The following is an 18,420-nucleotide window of genomic DNA, read 5'->3' as shown; positions in this document are numbered from 1 at the left end:
ATGGAACAGGTGCAGGTGAAGGCAGCCATACGTTCTGGGCGATCGGCGCCTGCCAGCGTGTCTCACCTCTTCCGTCTTGCTAAAATCCCAGCGCCTTTTCCAGATCTTCCTGGCCCTTTTTAAATTGTTGTCTGCCCGCCGCTTCCTTCTTTTTGGTCACGGCCTCCAGTTCCGCGGCTTTTTTCTTCAGGGCTTCGCTTTCGGCTTTGTTCGCCAGCTCCTCTTTTTCCTCCGCCAACGAAGCGGCTTGCGCGGTCTTGATGGCGCTGTCGGATACCATAGTCCAGTTCAACCGATAACCGGGACGCTTGAAGGCCAGCTCTTGATAGACCACCACGTAGCGGGTGGGATAGCTGCGCTGACCGATCTGCCGTTCCTCCAGCACGTACACGGTCGGAGCGCCGTAGAGATTCGGCTGGTAGGTATCGAAGTACATCCTCCCCATGCCTCCTTGCGTCGATAACGAACCTATCCGTTGTATGTATTCGAGATAGGCTTGCATGTCTTTCGGATCCGGGGCCTTTTCCTGTTCCACCTGCGTCCGTTGCCATTCATTGAGCGCTTCTTCTTCATCCCGCAACTGATAGCGATACTGCTCCTTGAACTGGTCCAGTGTATACGGCCCCTTCTTGGCCTTCGGTTTGTAGAACTGCGCCGGGTCGCCCTTGCCCCTTGCCACATAGGAGAGACGCCCCTTCATCGCATCGCTGGAGTCGAAGACGTACACACTGTCTGGCATCAGCGGGAGCGATAATTTCCCGGCATCGGCCGGCTTTTCCACCTCGCGGCCCGTGCGTATCGGCATGATGCGCTCCTTCAGAGAGTCCAACGCCTTGCCTTTCCCGCGCGTGATCATGTGCGACACCGCATGGCGGACATCCGGGACGGGATCGTTGGTGAGCGGAATGAGTAAGTCCACGTCCTGATCCTGCGGCCCGATCATCCCGATGGCATCCGCAGCCGCGATCCGGAGTTCGACCTCGTCGCTCCTGAACAGGCGGACGATATCCGGCAGATGCTTCCGATCGGCCGAGGACCCCAGCGTCAGCAGGTCATCCTTGACGATGTCGACGAACTGCGGCCGGAGCGTGTCACAGTTCGATGCTTTGGCCGGTTTCCCGACACAGCCTCCGAGGAACTGATCCACCACATCATCTTTGGGAGTCGCGCCCGCGGTCGCAACCGGTAAGAGCGGGCAGAGGGAAAGCAGCGACAGCGTGAACAGGCGCATCATGGTCGATACGGATTGTGATTGACCTCGGTTCATGAAGAGTCCTCCTGAGTCTTGCCCGGCGCCGTTAATTCGGGCTGAAGCTGCCGCCTGTGTTGAACCCTCCCGGGTCATAGGCTGAATTCTGGTACGCCTCGCCGGATTTCCTAACGTGCTTGCTCGCATCAGCCTGCCGTTGCAGGTGTGCCTTGATGCCACTGACCAGCCTGTCGATGCTGACGGCTAATTGGGGGCAATCCTGCTTGATCTTCTGCAGCTTCTCGATTGACGCCTCGTTGCTGGGCATTGCCGCACTGCGAGACTGCCCCCACAGGTCATTGCCCACCGCTTGGCACAGTTGACTACTCGACACGGCCTCGCTGCCGGTTGGAAACGACATCGCAAGCACGCACAGCCCCATGCCCCACAGCGCCCGATGTACGCCTGCCATAATCCCCCCTGTATCGTTTCGTCGTAATGCAGTATAACGAGGCCCATGAACCTTCCACCCCCTCGCCACTGGCATCTCTGCTTCCTGCTCTGCGCTTGCACCGTGGCGGCCTACTGGTCCGGCTTCGGTGGAGATTTTCACTACGATGACACGGTCGCGATTCTCGAAAATCCCCATCTCGATGGATGGCGGCACTTCTTCGGGCACCTCGATCACATGGTCCGCCCCGTGTTATACGCCACGTTCCTCTTCGACCGTTCGCAGTATGGAGCCGATCCGTCCGGCTACCACCTCCTGAATCTCCTGCTACACCTCGGGTCAGGATTGCTGATCTTCCGCATCCTCACCAGCGCGGTATCGGATGAGCGCTCCTCGGTCCCGTTCTGGGCCTCCCTGTTCTTCCTCATCCACCCCATCGCCACGGAAACGGTCACCTACATCTCGGGACGGGCCTCCGGCTTGATGTCGTGCTTCTACCTCGGCTCGCTGTTGCTCTACATCAGGGCAACGGAAGGTTCCGGGCCAAGGAGGTTCGGCCGGGCTCCTTTTATAGGCTCGATAGTCCTCTTCCTGCTGGCGATCGGTTCCAAGGAAACAGCGGGCACCTTTCCGGTCGTGCTGCTGCTCTGGGACCATGTGATCCGCCGGAAGCATGGCGACGAACTACGCACTGCCGTCCTCCGTGACCATCTGCCGTTCTGGATTGTTCTGCTGCTCGCTGCCGGCTGGGCGATGCTGCACCCGCGCTATTCGGCGCTGGCGCAGTTCAGCATTCACCTCCGCCCCTGGCTGGTCAATTTGCTAAGCGAGCTGCACGCCACGGTCTATGCGCTGCTGCTGTACTTCACGCCCTGGAGTCAAAACTTCGATCATGATCTCCCGCTCTTCCATTCTCCGGCGCAATGGCCGCTGCCCCTCGATAGCCTGTTCCTCTCGGCCATGGCGGCTAGCGCGTTCATCGCCCGCCGACGTTTTCCGCTGATTGCGTTCGGTCTTGCCTGGTTTTTCCTGCAGCTTCTTCCGACCAGCCTCATTCCACGCAATGACCTGCTCAGCGAACGCAACCTGTATCTGGCCTCGCCGGGATTGCTGATCGCGCTCGTCTCACTCGGCTCTCACGCCGAGCAACGGCTCACGATCGCCTGTTCCCGCCCCGCTGTCGTCCGGACCGTTTCCCTGGGTCTTGCCTCAGCGCTGGCCTTGCTCCTCGCCCTCTTCACCCACCAGCGAAATGACCTCTACCGGGACCAGCTTTCGCTCTGGGCGGATGCGGTCCTGAAATCTCCGAACAAGGCCAGGCCGCACAACAACCTGGGACGAGCCTATGCGCTGCAGGACGAGTGGGACCGGGCCATCGACGAATTTCGACTGGCAGCCAGACTCGATCCCAATTTCATCGTCGCGCAGCAGAATCTCCGCGACGCCTATCTCCATCGCGCCGGACGGCGATAGCGCTTGCGCCTCACGCAGTCAACCACTCCCGTCCTGCAGGAGCTCATGGCCATACCGAAGCAGGCTGGTGGCCTGCGTCCATTGGTCTGTCAGGTTCAATCCCACCAACAACAACCGGCGCCCGTCCTTGAACATGCTCGCGACGAGGCAGCGGCCCGCCTTGCTCGTGTAGCCGGTCTTGACGCCGTTGACATCCGGATCGGCCAGCAATTCGTTCGTGCTGTGCAGGGAGAGTTGTCTGGACCCGTCCACGGTGGCGATGTCCCGCACGACCGTCCTGACCATCATGGAAAAGACCGGCTGCCGGAGCGCCTGTTCGGTGAGCGTCGCCAGGTCCGCCGCGGTGGAATAGTGTCCCGGCGCGTCGAAGCCGCAGGGATTCGCAAACCGGGTGTCTTTCAAATCCAGTTTCCGCGCCCGCTCGTTCATGAGGGCGACGAACCGCTTGTCGTCGCCCCCGATATGCCAGGCCACCGCTTCGCACGCATCGTTCGCGCTGGCCACCAGCATGGCCGTGATCAGATCACGGAGAAGAAATTGTTCCCCGGGACGGAAATGGTAGATGGACGGGTGCGTAATCGCGCGCGGATGGATCGTCACCACGTCCTGGAGCGGCGCGGCGTCCAGGGCGATCAGCGCGGTCATGATCTTGGTGAGGCTCGCGGGAGCCAGGCGACGGGTGGAGTGTTTTTCCAATAAGACGCGCCCGGATGTCAGATCGATCAGGTACAAGGCTGACGCCCTGACGGCCGGCCGATCCGGCCGGGGAACCACTCCCTTCTCCATTGCGCGGAGGGGCGCCGGCAAAACGACGGCGGCCAGCATCACGGCAAGGAACAGTGATCCGCCCACCAGCCACCTCTTCATGTTGCAGTCAGCCTATCGGCCGAACAAGCCCTTCATGAATTCGTTGGCCTTCTGCATATCCGACCGCTCGTCCCCGGAAGGTTCCGGTTCCTGCGGCGCTGGCGGCGGCATGACTTGCGGCCGCGCCTGGCCCCTTCCCATATTGGGCCTGCCCATGCCTTCTGCACCCATATCCGGCCGGCCCGCCGGTTGCCCCATGCCGGGACGTCCTCTCCCGGGCGCGCCCATCATGCCCATCATTCCGCCCATGTCGAGCTTGGTGAATCCTTCCGGGATCTCGAACAGTGCGGGGTCCTGCCGGCCGATCGCAAGGTTGCTAAGTTCGATGAGCATCCGCTTTTTGTCGTTGCCTTCTTTGTACAGCAGATCCTGTTTGACGTTGATGCCCTCTCTCGTCCGCCACGAGAATCCGCCGAATTTCTTGCCGTCCGTGCTGGTCGCGATGGTCTTGTACTTCGTCACCTTCATGCCGTTCAGCGTGTCTTCTCCCACAACCGTGTCCTCGTAGGTCCATTGCGACGGATCGTTTTCCTGCCCCTGAGCCTGCCCCCCGCTCAGGGAATACTCCATATACATGTGTTCCGACGGCATCAACATCCACAGGACCTTGCTGTCATACCGGAAGATCTGCACAGCCCCCTCGCCTGCGCCAGTCAGTTCCTTGCGCTCCTTCGTCGGCGTGACGTAAACGTGCTGCTGGATGGTGCCTTCCTCCGTTTGCATGGTCGAATCAGCCGAGTACTCGGCCTGGGGGCGGGTCGGTTGCGCCGCAGAGGCAAACCCTCCGGCCAGGACCGTCGCAAGGGCGAGGATCAGGGGCATCACGTGGGACATGGCAAACTCCTTTGTGTCTGGAACGTTGGCTCGCATATCGTCTGTCAGCCGTGATCTGGCTTCATGTTGCGCCATGCCGCTATGGGAAATTATGCGGAAGATTAGTCCTGTCCGGGTCACAAGTAAAGGGGGGGGAATTGCAGGGAAACGCCTTGCGGAAAGGGATCGGGAAGCGGTGATTTTGTCTCGGAGCAGCAGATGCCCGGGGCGGCATCAGTCCTGACCGAATGTGCGGTCCAACGACTTCAGGCTCTTCGTCGTTCGGAGCGCTTTGGCATCGAGCTGCGCGCGACGGAGAATCCAGCGAGGCGCATACCGGCGTTCTTCATCCGGACGATTCATGAGCAGCGTCGCGCAGAGAATCCCCTTTCTCAGCCACCAGACACTGAGCTGTTTTTTCTTCATCTCCCCGCGATACACGACTTGATCATGGCCCTGCGCATCACCCCAATATTCGTACGACAGGTCGAACTCATCGGAAAAGAAATAGGGCACGTGGATGAAGGGCTGGAATTTGTCCATCATGTTCCGCATGGCCACCCGCCCCTGCTCCACCGCATTGTCCCAATGTTCGATCCTCATGCGGCGCCGGAATATCCGGTCCGGATAGTTGGCAATATCCCCCGCCGCCCACACGCTGTCCACGCTGGTCTCAAGGTACTCGTTGACCCGGATCCCGTCGTCATCATGCACAAGCGGCGTGTCTGTGAAGAGATCCACGGTCGGCGTCACGCCGATCCCCGCCACGACGAGATCCGCCGGAAGACGCCCGCCGGAAGCCAACAGGACTTGCCCGCTGCCTTTCTCTCGCGAAAAACCGACAACTTTTTGATGCTTCACGAAACGGATGCCATGACCCAAAAACTGCTTCTCGAAAAACGCCGACACCTCCGGCGTAAACACACGTTCCCAGACGCGATCCCCGGGAAACACCATCGTGGTCGGCATGCCTTGCCCGGTGAGGACGGAGGCCACTTCCATCCCGATAAAGCCGGACCCGATGACCACAGCCTGCTTGCCCTTTGTGATGAGCTGGCGGATGTGCTGCGAGTCCGGCAATTGCCGGAGGTAACAGATCCATGGCTGGTCGGCGCCCGGTACCGTGAACTTCCGCACCGAGGACCCGGTGGCGATCAACAATTTCTCGAAACCGATGGTCTGGCGGGAGGGACCATGCAGCAGACGGCGTCTGAAGTCCACCTTCTGCACGCGAAAGTCCCGAAACAGGGTGATACCCTGTTTCTGATAGAACCGGGCATCGGAGATGAGAATCTCGTCGGGTTTCTTTTTGCCGGCGAGAAATTCCTTCGACAAAGGCGGACGCTCATAGGAAGGAATATGCTCCGCTGAGACAATCGCCAGTTGCCCCTTGCCGCCGCCCTGCGACACAAATTCTTTCGCCGCATACCCGGTCCCCACACCGCCGCCCAAAATGACCATGGGAAAAGACTTCATAGTACCCTTCCTCCTCCATTACTAGGATGGATGATGTGAGCTCCAGCTTACACAAAGGGGGGAGCGTACAACAGGGGGAAATACAGGAAAGAGCACCCAAGACAAAGCCCAACCATCCTGCCGTTTCTTGAAGACTGCGTGCAGACACGATAAAAAAAGCTCCGTCCCCTTTCGAAGGCGGAGCGTCCAGCATTCACAATGACAGCCTCAGCCTGCGTGGTTGGTGTCAGACAGTTTCTTCACTAACGCCGACATTTCTTCCAGCTTCCGCGTCCCGGCGGACAAGTCATTTTCCAGCCGCTCGATCATGTCGAGGCAGGTCTTCACCGTGTCAACGAGTTGAGCCTGCGTCATTGTGGGCAGTTTTTCTTCCAATTCCTGTCGCTTCATATGATTGTGACTCCTTGCCAAACCCTCATCGTTCGAGCTTTTTTTTGATGGCCGCCAGGTTCTCAGGAGTTGATCGCACCCGTAGCGTGAGCCCTTCGGCATCATAGGCTTCGGACAAGATGCGCATCTTGGCGCGGATCTCCGCGACGACGCTTTGAGCCGTAAACGGAATCCGCAATTCCTCGTCAAGCATATCGCTCTCAAAATACCCCATGATGCGCTCACGGAGCGCCTGCAGATCGTCCTTGTTTCTCGTGGACAGCACAATGGCGTCGGGATATTCCGCCTTCAGGGCTCCGAGCTCATCCGGCCCGAGACGGTCTCGTTTATTCAACACCAACAGGCTGGGCACATCCGTGGCGCCGACTTCAGCCAACACCTTTCGGGTGACGTCGAGTTGGGAGCGAAAGGACGGATCCGAGGCATCGACGACAAACAGCAAAAGCGAGGCACTGGCCGCTTCATCCAGTGTCGACTTGAACGACGCCACCAGGTCATGCGGGAGTTTCTTGATGAAGCCCACCGTATCGGACAGGAGGACCTTCGGACGCGTCTCCGGATACAAGGGCCGGATCGTGGTATCGAGCGTGGCGAACAGCTTGTCGGCCACGAGCACCTCGCTGCCCGTCATCGCCCGCATGAGCGAGGATTTTCCGGCATTCGTGTAGCCCACGAGCGCGACCGTCAATTCGTGTTCCCGCCTGGCGCGGCGCGTCCGATGCTCGTCCCCGATCGCGGCCAATTCCGCCCGGAGTTCTTTCGTGCGATCGCGAATTCTGCGCTTATCGAGTTCCAGACTCGTTTCCCCGGCCCCCTTGCCACCAACGCCCCCGCCTTGCCGCTCGCTGCCGCCGCCGGTTTCCCGCAAACGCGGCGCAAGATAATTGAGTCGCGCGATCTCTACCTGCAGGCGGGCCGCTCTGGTTCGCGCATGCCGGCTGAAAATCTCGATGATGACCCCGGTACGATCGAGCACCGGCACGCCGGCGGCACGTTCAAGGTTTTTTAATTGGGACGGCGACAGATCACAATCCACGATAACGATCTGCGCTTGTTCGCGGGGGCTGGGAGCAGCCTCGATGGTGTCGTCCGATTCGTCGTCGTCTGATTCTTTCTCGACGTCTGAATCATCCGCCTCGTCCTTCGCCGCCGCCTTGTCCTTGGGCCGACCAAATGCCGATTCGATTTTCCCGGACCCACCGGTCCACAGCGCCAGTTCGGCGAGTTTGCCCTCCCCCAGAACCGCCGCATATCGATCGGAACTCCGCTTTTGCGTCACACGGCCCACAACAGTGTATCCGAGGGTCGTCACCAGACGGGTGAGCTCTTGCAGCGAACTGTCCACCTCCTCCGCAGTGACGCGGGGGGTGCGGATCGCCACAAGCACGGCATTCGATTGTGCGGGCTTCGACATCGCAGGCCTTTCCTTGCGCACAGTTTCGTGAGGGAGGGCATTGTAACAGGAAACGTCTGGTTCAGGTCAGCTCCCATTGGGCCAAGCGACCGGGGATACTGCCCCATACCCCACACTTAGCAGGTCAGGGACGCATTCAGGACTCTGCTTCATCATCAGCGGCCTGGCGGGGAATGGAAGGTCGAAGCCGGCAGGTCTACGCCTGATCAAAGGGTTCCACGATGAGCGGCTTCAAGGCGAATGGAACGGTCATCGCTCGTCAAGGTTGAATACACAGTATCGGGTGATCTACAAAGTTGAAGAACAGCGCGTACTGGTCGTGATCATGGACGTAACAGCCCACGATTATCGGAGGCAATGATGAAAACCAAAAACGTTCGCCCGGCAAAAGCGCGAGTGGTGGTCTCGGTAGGAGAGTCCGTTCGGATTGTCCGAGAACTGCAAGGGCTGACGCAAAGCGAGCTGGCTCGAAGGACCAAGATTTCACAGTCCACAATTTCGGCCATTGAAAACGACACCATCAATCTTGGCGTCGAACGGGCCAAAACTCTGGCGCGGGTCCTCCAGTGCCATCCAGCCGTCCTGGTCTTTCCCGGCTGGGACGTGGCGAAGCAGTCCGCCGCATAGCCCCCTGATCGGCAGTATTCGGCTCCACCCCTAGCTGACAATGATTCTTGGCACCATTTCACTTCTTTAGGCAAGCTACCGTCTGCGTAGGTTCCGAGTTGCCTTGCCTACAAATAAATCTACCTTCTTCGAAAATAAAGGAGCACCAGGAACAGTGAAGGGGCCGTAAAGATATTCGGCCTGCACAGATTTGACCGCACCGTGCGACAGACGAGCAACAAAATGGGTCAAGTCTCTCGCATTCTGCTCGTGCTTCTCATCAAGTGTTTTGTCCGTCACAAACTCATGAATCAACAAGACTGCCCTATCCAGGCCCATTTCCTCTGCCTTACGCAGGTGCTCCTGCCGTAGCAGTGAGTAGTTGATAGCGAATATGCTTCAACGACGGCTCGTTGCTTAGGCGTGGACCCAATAAAGCTACAGCCAATTGCTGGATACGAGTGACACCGTTCGACCGGCTATTCTGCAGGTAGCGCTCAAGAGCCGAAGCCAACGCATCTGGAACAGTCTCACTAAACGGCTCATCGGCCTTCGCCTCGACCGCGGCCAGGAATTGTCCGAATGCATACTTAGCATAAACAACAAGGTCGGTATTCCGTGGCTCACCGGCGAAGCTGTCAAAAGAAAGCTTGGCTTCAGGCTCAGCCACCCACTCGTGCACACCTGAAAATGCAACGTTAGAGGCCAACGTCTTCTGAACTTCGCTAGGAAGCTCTGAACCATTCAGCCCCAACCAAGCGTGCGCAACCTCTTTAGCGCTCCGATCAGCAACCCATTGATCTTGACTCTTGGGGCCAGCGCGAAGCTCCCAGGTCCTTCAAGCTGAGTATTTCTATGCCGTTTTTCTTAATAGCCATACTGAAAGCACTTACTTTCTACCAATTATGGTCTAGCCTAGATCTGCGGCTGATAGAGATATTTCTGAAACCCCGCGAAGACCCGCCCGATCTCTTCTGGTTTCCCTAGATCCGCCACGGCGTCGGCAATGGCATTGTGGTACTTCAGTTTGAGCAGCGGCGACAGCTTGTCCTGAGCGAGTTCGTCCACCCCAACCTTTACATACTGCCCCAGGACGAAGTCGAGGAACCCTTGTTGCTTGCCGGTGAAGTGTGTCCGGATTTTCACCTTGGCCCTGGCGGCCCGCTCCTCGCGGGTCAGCGGAGCCATCGCATAAGCCACATGGGCCAGCACATCGAACAGGTCGCTGTTTTCCGCATCGATGACGCGTTGCATCTCCGCCATCTGCTCGGCGCCGAAGCCCTTCTCGGCCAGACCCTGCAACAACCTGACACGCGTATCCGGTACGCTCCAAATCGCACGGAGTTCCTCCTCATTGCGAAAAAACTCCGGCAGTTTGCCGAAGAGCAATTCCAAAAATTGCTGCGCCGACATGGGGGTTCCGTCCGGATGCCAGAAGGTCGTGACCATCATGTGTTGGATTGTACGTTCCTTGCCGTCGGCCAGTTTGACCTTCGCCTTCTTTTTACATTGACAGGGCCTCTGCCCACAGACTGGACAAGGGCTGGGCGCACAGAGGCACGGACGCTGGCCACAGACCACACAGGTTTGCGGTGGGCGCCTTTCACAGCTGCAGGGCCTGGCGCCGCACCTCCTGCACACCCCAGGCTCCAACGGTTCCCCGTCCCACTCGGGATCGCTGAAGTGGTGATGTGCCTTCACGAAATCGTAGATCGTGAAGTAGTCCTTCCCGTCATAGAGTCGCGTCCCTCGTCCGATGATTTGCTTGAACTCGATCATCGAATTGACCGGCCGCATCAGCACGATATTCCGGATGTTCCTGGCGTCCACCCCGGTCGAAAGCTTCTGCGAGGTCGTCAGGATAGTCGGAATGGTCTTTTCATTGTCTTGGAAGTCGCGCAGGTGCTGTTCCCCGAGTTCCCCGTCGTTAGCCGTCACCCGCTGGCAATAGTTCGGGTCCGTGCTCGTCTTCAACTGGTTGATGAGGTCGCGCACGGCCAGAGCATGATCCTGCGTGGCGCAGAACACCAGTGTCTTCTCTCGCTGATCGATCGCGTCCATGAAGATCTCGACCCGCTTCTTTTCGCGCTCTTTGATCTCGATGATCTTATTGAAATCCGCTTCCATGTAACGCTTGCCGTACTGAACTTCGCCTTCCATCACCCTGTCGTCCGACGTGTAAACATAGTCGTCGAGTGTCGTCGAGATCTGTTTCACCCTGAATGGCGTGAGGAAGCCGTCGTTGATGCCGTCCTTCAACGAATAGACGTAGACCGGCTCTCCGAAATAGCGATAGGTGTCCACGTTATCTTTGCGCTTGGGTGTGGCGGTCAGGCCGAGCTGCACGGCGGGAGTAAAATACTCCAAGATGTCACGCCAGTTGCTTTCATCGTTGGCCCCGCCGCGATGGCATTCGTCGATGACGATGAAGTCGAAGAAGTCAGGCGGGTACTCGCCGAAATAGGGGGTGTCCCCTGGCCCGCTCATGAAGGTCTGGAAGATCGTAAAGAACAGGCTCCCGTTCTTCGGCACTCTGCCCTTCTTGCGAATGTCGTCCGGAGCGATCCGTACCAGCGCGTCTTCCGGAAACGCGGAGAAGGCGTTGTAGGCCTGATCGGCAAGGATGTTGCGGTCGGCCAGAAACAGTATGCGCGGACGGCGCGAGGGCTCGCGGCTGAGGTTCCAGCGGCTGTGAAAGAGCTTCCACGCGATCTGAAATGCAATGAACGTCTTCCCAGTGCCCGTCGCCAGCGTCAACAACACACGCGGCTTACCGGCGGCGATCACCGTCATCACGCGCTCAACGGCAATGTCCTGATAGTAGCGGCTGGTATGCGAGCCACCCCTGTCTTCGAACGGCACTGCGGCGAACCGGTCGCGCCAGACGTTCTGCTTGGCGAATGTGCGCGTCCAGAGTTCCTCCGGGCTGGGATAGCTCGGCCACTCACCTTCCTTCCCCGTCTCCATATCGATGCCGTAGAGGCCCTGGCCGTTGGTGGCATAGGTGAAACGAACGGCGAGTTTCCCGGCATACTGTTTCGCCTGTGCCACGCCTTCCGTCAGCGCTTCATCCCAGGCCTTAGCCTCGATCACAGCCAGTTTGGTATTGCGATAGACGAGCACATAATCGGCGATCAACGGTTTTGCGCGCCGCCCAAGGCCTTCGATACGGCCGAGCGTGATGGGAAACTCGCGTAGCACACGGCTCCCCTCCACGACGCCCCACCCCGCCGCCTTCAGCGCGGGATCGACGTGTTCGGCTCTGGTTTCGGCTTCGTTCATGACACGCCTTCGTTGCCGCCGCTAATCGCTTGGAAGATTTTCAACTTCAAGGCTTCGTCGTCTTCATCTCCACGGAGCACAGCGGCAATCCAATCCCCGAGCAATTCCTTTGAGATGTTACCTGCGGCAACGTGATAACTGATGTTTTCAGACTCCCGAATGAAGGCGTTGACGCTGCGCAGATAGCCATTCCAAAGCAACATCTGGGCGCATAGAGAAATGGCGATGCGCTTATTGCCATCCTCAAAGCAATGGAATTTGCAGGCGCAGAAAAATAAGTGTGTGAGCTTTTCGTCAAACGTCGGATAGTAATCGTCGTTCTGAATGTGCTGAAGCACCGCGTCCAGTTTGCCGAGGTCAAGCTGGCCCAATAAACCGCCGCCGCTGACTTCCACGGTTTTTCCGTGAACCTCAATCGCTTGCTCTAAACTCAAATACACCCAGGCCATTATTCTCGCTCTTTGAGCCGCTTCATCACATCTTTGGCTTCTTCCAGGCGCTCGGCTAACTCCTTACTCTTCTCGCCAAGAAACCGCTCAAACTCATCACGCTGGAGGGGGGTGACATACTCCTGCAGCTGAAGATGCAGGGCATCTCGAAACGCAAGGTCACGACTGGCCATTTTATTGCGCGCTTTCTCAACCAATGGTTTCCAATGCGCTTGTTTTTCAAACGCCACAAACAAACCATCCACTTCCCACGAGGTCAACCTGCGCCCCTTGGATCTGAAATCTTGTACCAGGACATCCGCAAACCCGGCTTCGTAGGCAGCAATTAAATCCAGCACTTCCGAATAAAACGTGTCCCGAACATTGGCGCGCTTATCCAATCGCAGCACACGTCGATAGGCCTGTGCCTTCTCGCGGAAAATGCTGACGTATATTTTGTCTGTATAGAGAGCGTATTTGAAATTGCCCATATCGACGCAATCCTTCAGTGCGTCTGTAAACTGCTTGCGATAGTTCTCTTCAATGAAGGCCGATTGAATAAAATCTTCGTCGCGCTGATTAATATATTTCGTGCCACCGCCAGTACGCCGGTTGATCGTGTCAATGACGATGTCCAGAATGGCCTTGCGCAACAGACCGGCACGCTCGGATTCCGTCATCAACATGGCCAGATTAAGAAAGGCACGAAAATCAAGGACGCCCAGCTGCGGAGCCTTCGAGATGTTCCCGAAATCTGTTTCGGGAACATCCAGCCCCTGGATAGCCAACTTCAATGTTTTCAACCGGTTACCCTTCACTACCTCATACCCGTTTCGAGCCAATTCTTCGGCATTGCGTTCCAAATAATTTTCTACAGTGCGTAGAGAGACTTCGAAAAATGCCGAGACCTGCTCTTTCAGCACCACCGTCTTGCCTTCAAACGGAATGCCCCGGATACCTGCCGCCTTCTCAATCTCAGCAAGTGCATAGGGATTGTTCAGAATATTCTGCCGATCAACCGCCGAATTGGTGAGGTCTTTGGCCATAGCAATGTCCTAGAGTTGCCCTGTGAAGGCCTGGTGCAGTAGCGACTGCTTCAACTCGCCCAGCTCGGCAAGCTTTTGTCGGTAGATGGATTCGAGGCGTTGGGTTTCGGCGGCGAGAGAGTCGAGTTGGGCAACAACTCGGTGTTGTTCACGTATTGGTGGAACAACGATCGGAAGCGTTCGGACAGCCTCGTTACTGATCTTCTTCATCGTTGGATTTGCACCTTGTGCTCGCCCTGAAATTTCCTTCCGAAGAGCTGATGTTCGCATCTGGTAGTAGAGGAATTCCGTGACGGCTTTTGCTGGGTCGGGATTCATCCGCATGATCAAGTCGGGATAGATGGTCGGCTTTTCAATCCCAGACGCGATGGCGACGTGCCCTACCAACTCCGGTGTGTTACTCCGTGTGATCAGAAAGTCGCCATTCCGAACCCAGTATCGCGCTCTCGAATCCGTTACAGCTGAGGTGAATTTGATTTTCTCCGGCCTGAAGACAAAGCCCGTGACGGCGGAAAGGGTGAGAACCGGCGTACCCGAATCTGCATGATTAGCAGCAGGGGGCGACCACCCATTCTGAGGCTGCACCCCTAAAACCTCTTCGAGTCGCTTCTCCTCCCACCCCTTCCCCCGCTGAGTGAACACAAATTGCAGGTGGCTTTCGAAGAGGGCGCGGGCGTTGTGGAGGTTCTTTTCGGCGTTGGCCGTGGCGGTGGCGAAGCCGTCAAACGCTTGGTCGAGGATGCCGACGATCCGCTGCTGTTCGGGGAACGGGGGGATGCTGATCTTGACGCTTTGGAGCTTTTGAATCGTGAGCGTATCGACTGTGGCACCGTTGCCTTGGTCGAGTTGATCAAAGAAGGACGGTGACTTCAGCCAAAGATTAACAAACTCACTGCTCACATCGGAAGTTCGTTTCATCCAAAGAACGCTTGCGTCCTTGAAATAGAATCGGTCGCTACTCCGAACGACGTGCGAGTTCCCGATGGTTCCAATAGCGGTAATAACGATGTCGTCAGCTTTCGGGACCCCGTATTCCTTCGAGAGCTCAGCAAAGTGGTCCTCTGTGATGAACAATTCGTTGTCAACAAATCCATCGGCAGCCAATCGAGTGACTTCGCGCCCTCGATAGAAGGGCACTCCGCTCGTCTTCCATTGGGATTTTAGAACGCGCTTGCTTGAGCCGACTTGGTAAAGCTCGCACAGCATCCTTGTCTGCCACCCCTTCTTCATTTCAGCAGCGCCCTGATATTCTTCAGCACTTCCTCGCTTTCGACATCTAGCGCCGCAATCTCCTCCATGATCTCCTGCGGGCTGCGATGCGTGACGACTTCGCCGCCGTTCGGATTCTTCACCGAGAGATCGAACGTCGCCTGATCAATTGTTTTCGCATCCACGGTCCAGGATTTGGGCGAATCGGCTGTGGTTTTCTGCAGCTTCACGAACTCTTTGAGGTCATCGTCATTGAGAGGGTTAGTCTTGCCGAGGCTGCGGCCCGGGTCGAGCTGGTAGTACCAGATCTTTCTCGTGGGCGCGCCCTTTTCGAAGAACACCACCACGGTCTTTACGCCCGCGCCCTGGAAGGTGCCGCCGGGACAATCCAGAATTGTGTGGAGGTTGCAGCTTTCCAGCAGCAGCTTGCGGAGGCTCACCGAGGCATTGTCGGTGTTGGAGAGAAACGTGTTCTTGATGACCACGCCGCCGCGTCCACCCGCCCTGAGCATCTTGATGAAGTGCTGGAGAAAGAGAAACGCCGTCTCGCCGGTGCGGATGGGAAAGTTCTGCTGCACTTCCTTCCGCTCCTTGCCCCCGAAGGGCGGGTTGGCCAATACCACATCAAAACGGTCTTTTTCCTGAATGTCGGCGAGGTTTTCCGTAAGCGTGTTCGTGTGAATGATGTTCGGCGCCTCAATGCCGTGCAGGATCATGTTCATGATCGCGATCACGTAGGCGAGCTTGTCCTTTTCCTTTGCGTAGAAAGTCCGTTCTTGAAGAGTTCTGGCCTCGTTCGTGGTGAGATGAGGCTTAGCCTTGAGGTACTCGAAGGCCTCACATAAAAAACCCGCTGAACCAACCGCACCGTCGTAGATCCGCTCGCCTATTCGTGGTTTGACTACCTGTATGATAGCGCGGATAAGCGGTCGTGGTGTGTAATACGAGCCCCCGTCGCGCCCGGCGTTGCCCATATTGCGAATTTTTTCCTCGTACAAGTAACTGAGCTCGTGCTTCTCTTTCTGTGAGAGGAATCGCAGGTCATCAATAATCTCGACGATTTCCCTGAGGTTGTAACCGCTGTTGATTTCATTTTTTGTTTCGCTAAAAATTTCGCCAATCTTGTATTCGATAGTATTCGGCCCACTAGCCTTCTGTCTAAATCCGCGCAGGTTGGGGAATAATTTCTCATTAACAAAGTCGCGGAGATCGTCGCCAGTGAGGGCTTTATTGTGGTCAAGCTTGCCGTCTTGCCCCTTCGGCGCGGCCCAGGCTTCCCAGCGATACGGCTGGTCGAGGATAAAGGTATATTTCTTTCCCTGTAATTCGGCCTCCATCGCCCGGTCCTGCTCTAACGCGTCCAGATATTTCAGGAACAGCAACCAAGAAGCTTGCTCCGTGTACTTTAAGACGCCGCCACCTTCTCTACGGAGCACATCGTCGATACTTCTGAACGCTTGTTCAAACATGAAACTGTGCTCCGGCAAAGTCATCTACCAAGTGTGCCCCCTCCAGGAAACGTGCAGGGTTTGGATCAAACGGCAATCCCCATTGCGAAATCCGCGGGTGGGAGAATACCCTGTTCTTCTATCAAAATCACGCATTTGCGCACGATTTTTCGGCCCTGGTCTCTACGTGAATCGCTTCTCGTAAAGCTGCCAGGTTGCGTGCGGCGCGAAGCGCGAAGGGGTCAACGCATCTCGTTCGAACCCTTCACCGCCCCCGTCCCTCTCCCACCATCCAACGGCGCAAACGGCACGGTGGGATTGAATTCATTGATCGGGTTCAACGGATTCTCCGGCCGATACCGATTCACCGGATTGAAGGGATTGTTGGGATTGAACTGGTTGATCGGATTGGCGGGGTTCCCGGGATCGAACCGGTTGATCGGATTAAAGGGGTTCGCCGGATCGTAGGCATTGATGGGATTGAGCGGGTTGCCTGGCTGATACTGGTTGATGGGGTTGAAGATGTTGAAGTCGCGCTGGTACTTCTCGTCGAAGCCCGGCTCCGCCACGGCTACCTCGGTCATCGCCACCAGAAAGACTACTCCGGCAAGCGCTGCGTTTCGCATGATGGCCTCCTTTGTGTCTGTGTACACCCTGCGGGCAGCATACTCCACGACTGTGACAGATGGGGTCACTCTCGGGCGTGAAACGTGAGACGTAAAACATACAGAGTCATCTGGAAGCGCAGGAAATCTCAAGTGTTGAGGGTTGAGTAATGAGGTATGAGTGAATGCAGAGCCGCAGTTGGGATCGGACGGCCTGAGAAGATTCAACGGCTATGATTGAAAGTGGGAAGACCCGGTGAGGAACCTCAGCCTTTCGGTGCGCGCTTGAGCTTTGGCTTGACCAACTGCTGGATTTGTTTTTTTGAGGGCTGGAAGATCCCGTTCCACTCCCGCCCAGACTTCTGCCAGATCGATCCCCAGATAGTCATGCACTAAGACATGTCGCATTGTGATGATCTGCGGCCATGGAACTTGCGAGTAGGTTTTGCGAAAGGCAGGAGTGAGCTTGCTCACAGCTTCGCCGATAATTGAATGTGCTGGTGTGGGCTAGTTCATCCTCCTCGAAGAGGCGACGCCCACGCTTCGCATACCGCTCTGTGTTCTTGATCGCGTCAAGAATGTCCTGCAGGCGGTCTCGGTCATCCCTCATAACGCGATCGCATCTTTCAACACCTCTTTGCGAACCACGCGTCGAAGCCCGCGTTCGGAGGCCACGTCGACCAACCGTCTCAACAATCGCTCCAGGTCGAGGATCAGCGCTGCATGATCAAGCAGGCTTCGACCGTCTTCCATTTCGACCAGAAAATCGACGTCGCTGTCTCGCCGCGCGGTCCCTCGGCCCGCTGATCCAAAGACACGAACCTTGCGCGCGCCATGGCGCGCGGCAATGTCGAGAATTTTATTTCTCTTAGCGTGAACCAGTTCGCGAAGGATCATGGCAATCCCGATTGGCTCATCTCTCGTGAGCCCGATTCAGCGTCAACGGATGAGGCAACAGTGTCTTGCCAGCAGCATACCGATTCACCCGCGATCTGCCAAGCGGACAGCATACCAAGTGACATGTGGCAGGAATAGACGCACGAATGGTCGACGGCCTAGGCCGCTCTGGATGCCGCTTTCTCCAGTAGCTCGTGGATCAACGTTTGATAGGGCTTCTTCTGTTTCGCTGCCATCTTTCGGAGCTGATTCAACAGTTTCGGCGAGAGCCTGATGGCAATGAGTTGCTTCGCCATGCCGCTTGCCGGCCTGCCCACTCGTCGCATTCTTTTCAGTTGGTCATCCGTAGCTTCTGGGATGTCTGAAAAATCGATTTCAGAATCCGGCATATGCTTGACGTTCCTTGCGACTCGCCTGCCGTGCGCTAATGATACGGATCGTTTCTTTTTCATGATCCACCCTCCGTACTGTGTACACAACGAATAAGACACGGCCTGATACGGACTGTCCAATACGTTGTCGCCTTGATTCCTGGGCTGAATGATCTGGATCATCGCCGTCTAAGGCGTCCGAATCATCAAATACCGACGCTGCCTCCTCGAACGGAACGCCGTGCTTCTCGAAATTCGCGATAGCCTTCGTGATATCCCAGGTAAACACTTTCATGTATATACATGAATCACGGTGATTCACTCAAGCCTACGACTTCGCGGGTCACCTTCGTGGAAACTTGCCAGGAGCGAGCACCGTCTCGATCCTCACGTCCACCTTCAGCTCCCCCGAAATGGTTCCATTCCCGCTGCGATCTCTTGCGTATGTCCCATTA

At 57.0% G+C, this 18,420-nt stretch carries 19 protein-coding genes and 2 pseudogenes; 4 read left to right on the top strand and 17 right to left on the bottom strand.

Features of this window, described 5'->3' with window-relative positions; genetic code table 11:
• Positions 1-79: 79 nt before the first annotated feature.
• Both GDA65_13245 and GDA65_13240 read right to left on the bottom strand, forming a co-directional pair.
• Entirely contained in the window at positions 80-1,267 is a 1,188-nt protein-coding gene (locus GDA65_13245; GenBank protein ID MBA5863654.1) for a hypothetical protein, read from the bottom strand.
• A 31-nt stretch (positions 1,268-1,298) separates the two neighbouring features.
• The gene (locus GDA65_13240) at positions 1,299-1,661 is read right to left on the bottom strand and encodes a hypothetical protein (GenBank protein ID MBA5863653.1); all 363 of its coding nucleotides are present in this window, start codon (positions 1,659-1,661) and stop codon (positions 1,299-1,301) included.
• Between the two features lie 45 nt (positions 1,662-1,706).
• Between GDA65_13240 and GDA65_13235 the strand changes: the two genes are divergently transcribed.
• Positions 1,707-3,113 (top strand): tetratricopeptide repeat protein, encoded by a 1,407-nt coding sequence (locus GDA65_13235; protein ID MBA5863652.1) that lies wholly within the window; start codon positions 1,707-1,709, stop codon positions 3,111-3,113.
• Positions 3,114-3,131: 18 nt separating this feature from the next.
• On the opposite strand, the gene GDA65_13230 is transcribed toward GDA65_13235, so the two are convergent.
• From GDA65_13230 to hflX, 5 genes are all read right to left on the bottom strand, one after another.
• Positions 3,132-3,980 carry a D-alanyl-D-alanine carboxypeptidase gene (locus GDA65_13230; GenBank protein MBA5863651.1) on the bottom strand — a complete coding sequence of 283 codons (849 nt, stop codon included), beginning with the start codon at positions 3,978-3,980 and terminating at the stop codon, positions 3,132-3,134.
• Positions 3,981-3,992: 12 nt separating this feature from the next.
• Positions 3,993-4,814, bottom strand: a complete 822-nt coding sequence (locus GDA65_13225) for a hypothetical protein (GenBank protein MBA5863650.1) — start codon at positions 4,812-4,814, stop codon at positions 3,993-3,995.
• A 213-nt stretch (positions 4,815-5,027) separates the two neighbouring features.
• The gene (locus GDA65_13220; GenBank protein ID MBA5863649.1) at positions 5,028-6,269 is read right to left on the bottom strand and encodes an NAD(P)/FAD-dependent oxidoreductase; all 1,242 of its coding nucleotides are present in this window, start codon (positions 6,267-6,269) and stop codon (positions 5,028-5,030) included.
• 207 nt (positions 6,270-6,476) lie between these two features.
• Complete coding sequence (locus tag GDA65_13215; GenBank protein MBA5863648.1) at positions 6,477-6,659, bottom strand: hypothetical protein; 183 nt, start codon at positions 6,657-6,659, stop codon at positions 6,477-6,479.
• A gap of 25 nt (positions 6,660-6,684) precedes the next feature.
• Positions 6,685-8,073 carry a GTPase HflX gene (gene hflX / locus GDA65_13210; GenBank protein ID MBA5863647.1) on the bottom strand — a complete coding sequence of 463 codons (1,389 nt, stop codon included), beginning with the start codon at positions 8,071-8,073 and terminating at the stop codon, positions 6,685-6,687.
• Between the two features lie 187 nt (positions 8,074-8,260).
• Between hflX and GDA65_13205 the strand changes: the two are divergent.
• Together GDA65_13205 and GDA65_13200 are read left to right on the top strand one after the other, a co-directional pair.
• Positions 8,261-8,434: pseudogene (locus tag GDA65_13205) on the top strand (type II toxin-antitoxin system mRNA interferase toxin, RelE/StbE family).
• A complete protein-coding gene (locus GDA65_13200; protein MBA5863646.1) occupies positions 8,431-8,700 on the top strand; it encodes a helix-turn-helix domain-containing protein in 270 nt (89 codons plus the stop codon). Before GDA65_13205 ends, GDA65_13200 begins: the two are co-directional and overlap by 4 nt.
• A gap of 328 nt (positions 8,701-9,028) precedes the next feature.
• On the opposite strand, the gene GDA65_13195 is transcribed toward GDA65_13200, so the two are convergent.
• The 6 genes from GDA65_13195 to GDA65_13170 form a co-directional block, all read right to left on the bottom strand.
• On the bottom strand, positions 9,029-9,349 hold the full coding sequence (locus GDA65_13195) for a hypothetical protein (GenBank protein ID MBA5863645.1): 321 nt from the start codon (positions 9,347-9,349) through the stop codon (positions 9,029-9,031).
• 245 nt (positions 9,350-9,594) lie between these two features.
• Positions 9,595-11,961, bottom strand: coding sequence for a DEAD/DEAH box helicase (locus tag GDA65_13190; GenBank protein ID MBA5863644.1), 2,367 nt, complete (start codon positions 11,959-11,961; stop codon positions 9,595-9,597).
• The gene (locus tag GDA65_13185; GenBank protein MBA5863643.1) at positions 11,958-12,410 is read right to left on the bottom strand and encodes a type II toxin-antitoxin system death-on-curing family toxin; all 453 of its coding nucleotides are present in this window, start codon (positions 12,408-12,410) and stop codon (positions 11,958-11,960) included. Before GDA65_13185 ends, GDA65_13190 begins: the two co-directional genes overlap by 4 nt.
• Positions 12,410-13,435 (bottom strand): DNA-binding protein, encoded by a 1,026-nt coding sequence (locus tag GDA65_13180; GenBank protein MBA5863642.1) that lies wholly within the window; start codon positions 13,433-13,435, stop codon positions 12,410-12,412. The genes GDA65_13185 and GDA65_13180 overlap by 1 nt, the downstream gene beginning before the upstream one ends.
• A gap of 9 nt (positions 13,436-13,444) precedes the next feature.
• Complete coding sequence (locus tag GDA65_13175) at positions 13,445-14,665, bottom strand: hypothetical protein (GenBank protein ID MBA5863641.1); 1,221 nt, start codon at positions 14,663-14,665, stop codon at positions 13,445-13,447.
• Positions 14,662-16,113: an N-6 DNA methylase gene (locus GDA65_13170; GenBank protein ID MBA5863640.1), complete on the bottom strand. Its 1,452-nt coding sequence runs from the start codon at positions 16,111-16,113 to the stop codon at positions 14,662-14,664. The genes GDA65_13175 and GDA65_13170 overlap by 4 nt, the downstream gene beginning before the upstream one ends.
• A 228-nt stretch (positions 16,114-16,341) precedes the next feature.
• On the opposite strand from GDA65_13170, the gene GDA65_13165 reads away from it, so the two are divergent.
• Positions 16,342-16,560: a hypothetical protein gene (locus GDA65_13165; GenBank protein MBA5863639.1), complete on the top strand. Its 219-nt coding sequence runs from the start codon at positions 16,342-16,344 to the stop codon at positions 16,558-16,560.
• Between the two features lie 368 nt (positions 16,561-16,928).
• Here the strand turns inward: GDA65_13165 and GDA65_13160 are convergent.
• The 4 genes and pseudogenes from GDA65_13160 to GDA65_13145 all read right to left on the bottom strand — a co-directional run bounded on the left by GDA65_13160 (position 16,929) and on the right by GDA65_13145 (position 18,260).
• Positions 16,929-17,307, bottom strand: a pseudogene (locus GDA65_13160) (DUF86 domain-containing protein).
• Entirely contained in the window at positions 17,304-17,594 is a 291-nt protein-coding gene (locus GDA65_13155) for a DNA polymerase subunit beta (protein ID MBA5863638.1), read from the bottom strand. Before GDA65_13155 ends, GDA65_13160 begins: the two are co-directional and overlap by 4 nt.
• Positions 17,595-17,752: 158 nt before the next feature.
• Complete coding sequence (locus GDA65_13150; protein MBA5863637.1) at positions 17,753-18,046, bottom strand: hypothetical protein; 294 nt, start codon at positions 18,044-18,046, stop codon at positions 17,753-17,755.
• The gene (locus GDA65_13145) at positions 17,970-18,260 is read right to left on the bottom strand and encodes a BrnT family toxin (GenBank protein ID MBA5863636.1); all 291 of its coding nucleotides are present in this window, start codon (positions 18,258-18,260) and stop codon (positions 17,970-17,972) included. The genes GDA65_13150 and GDA65_13145 overlap by 77 nt, the downstream gene beginning before the upstream one ends.
• Between the last annotated feature and the right edge of the window lie 160 nt (positions 18,261-18,420).

The organism is Nitrospira sp. CR1.1, assembly GCA_014055465.1.
In the GTDB taxonomy this organism is placed as follows: domain Bacteria; phylum Nitrospirota; class Nitrospiria; order Nitrospirales; family Nitrospiraceae; genus Nitrospira_A.
Note: the sequence above shows the minus strand (reverse complement) of the source record. Positions and strands in the feature narration are given on the sequence as shown.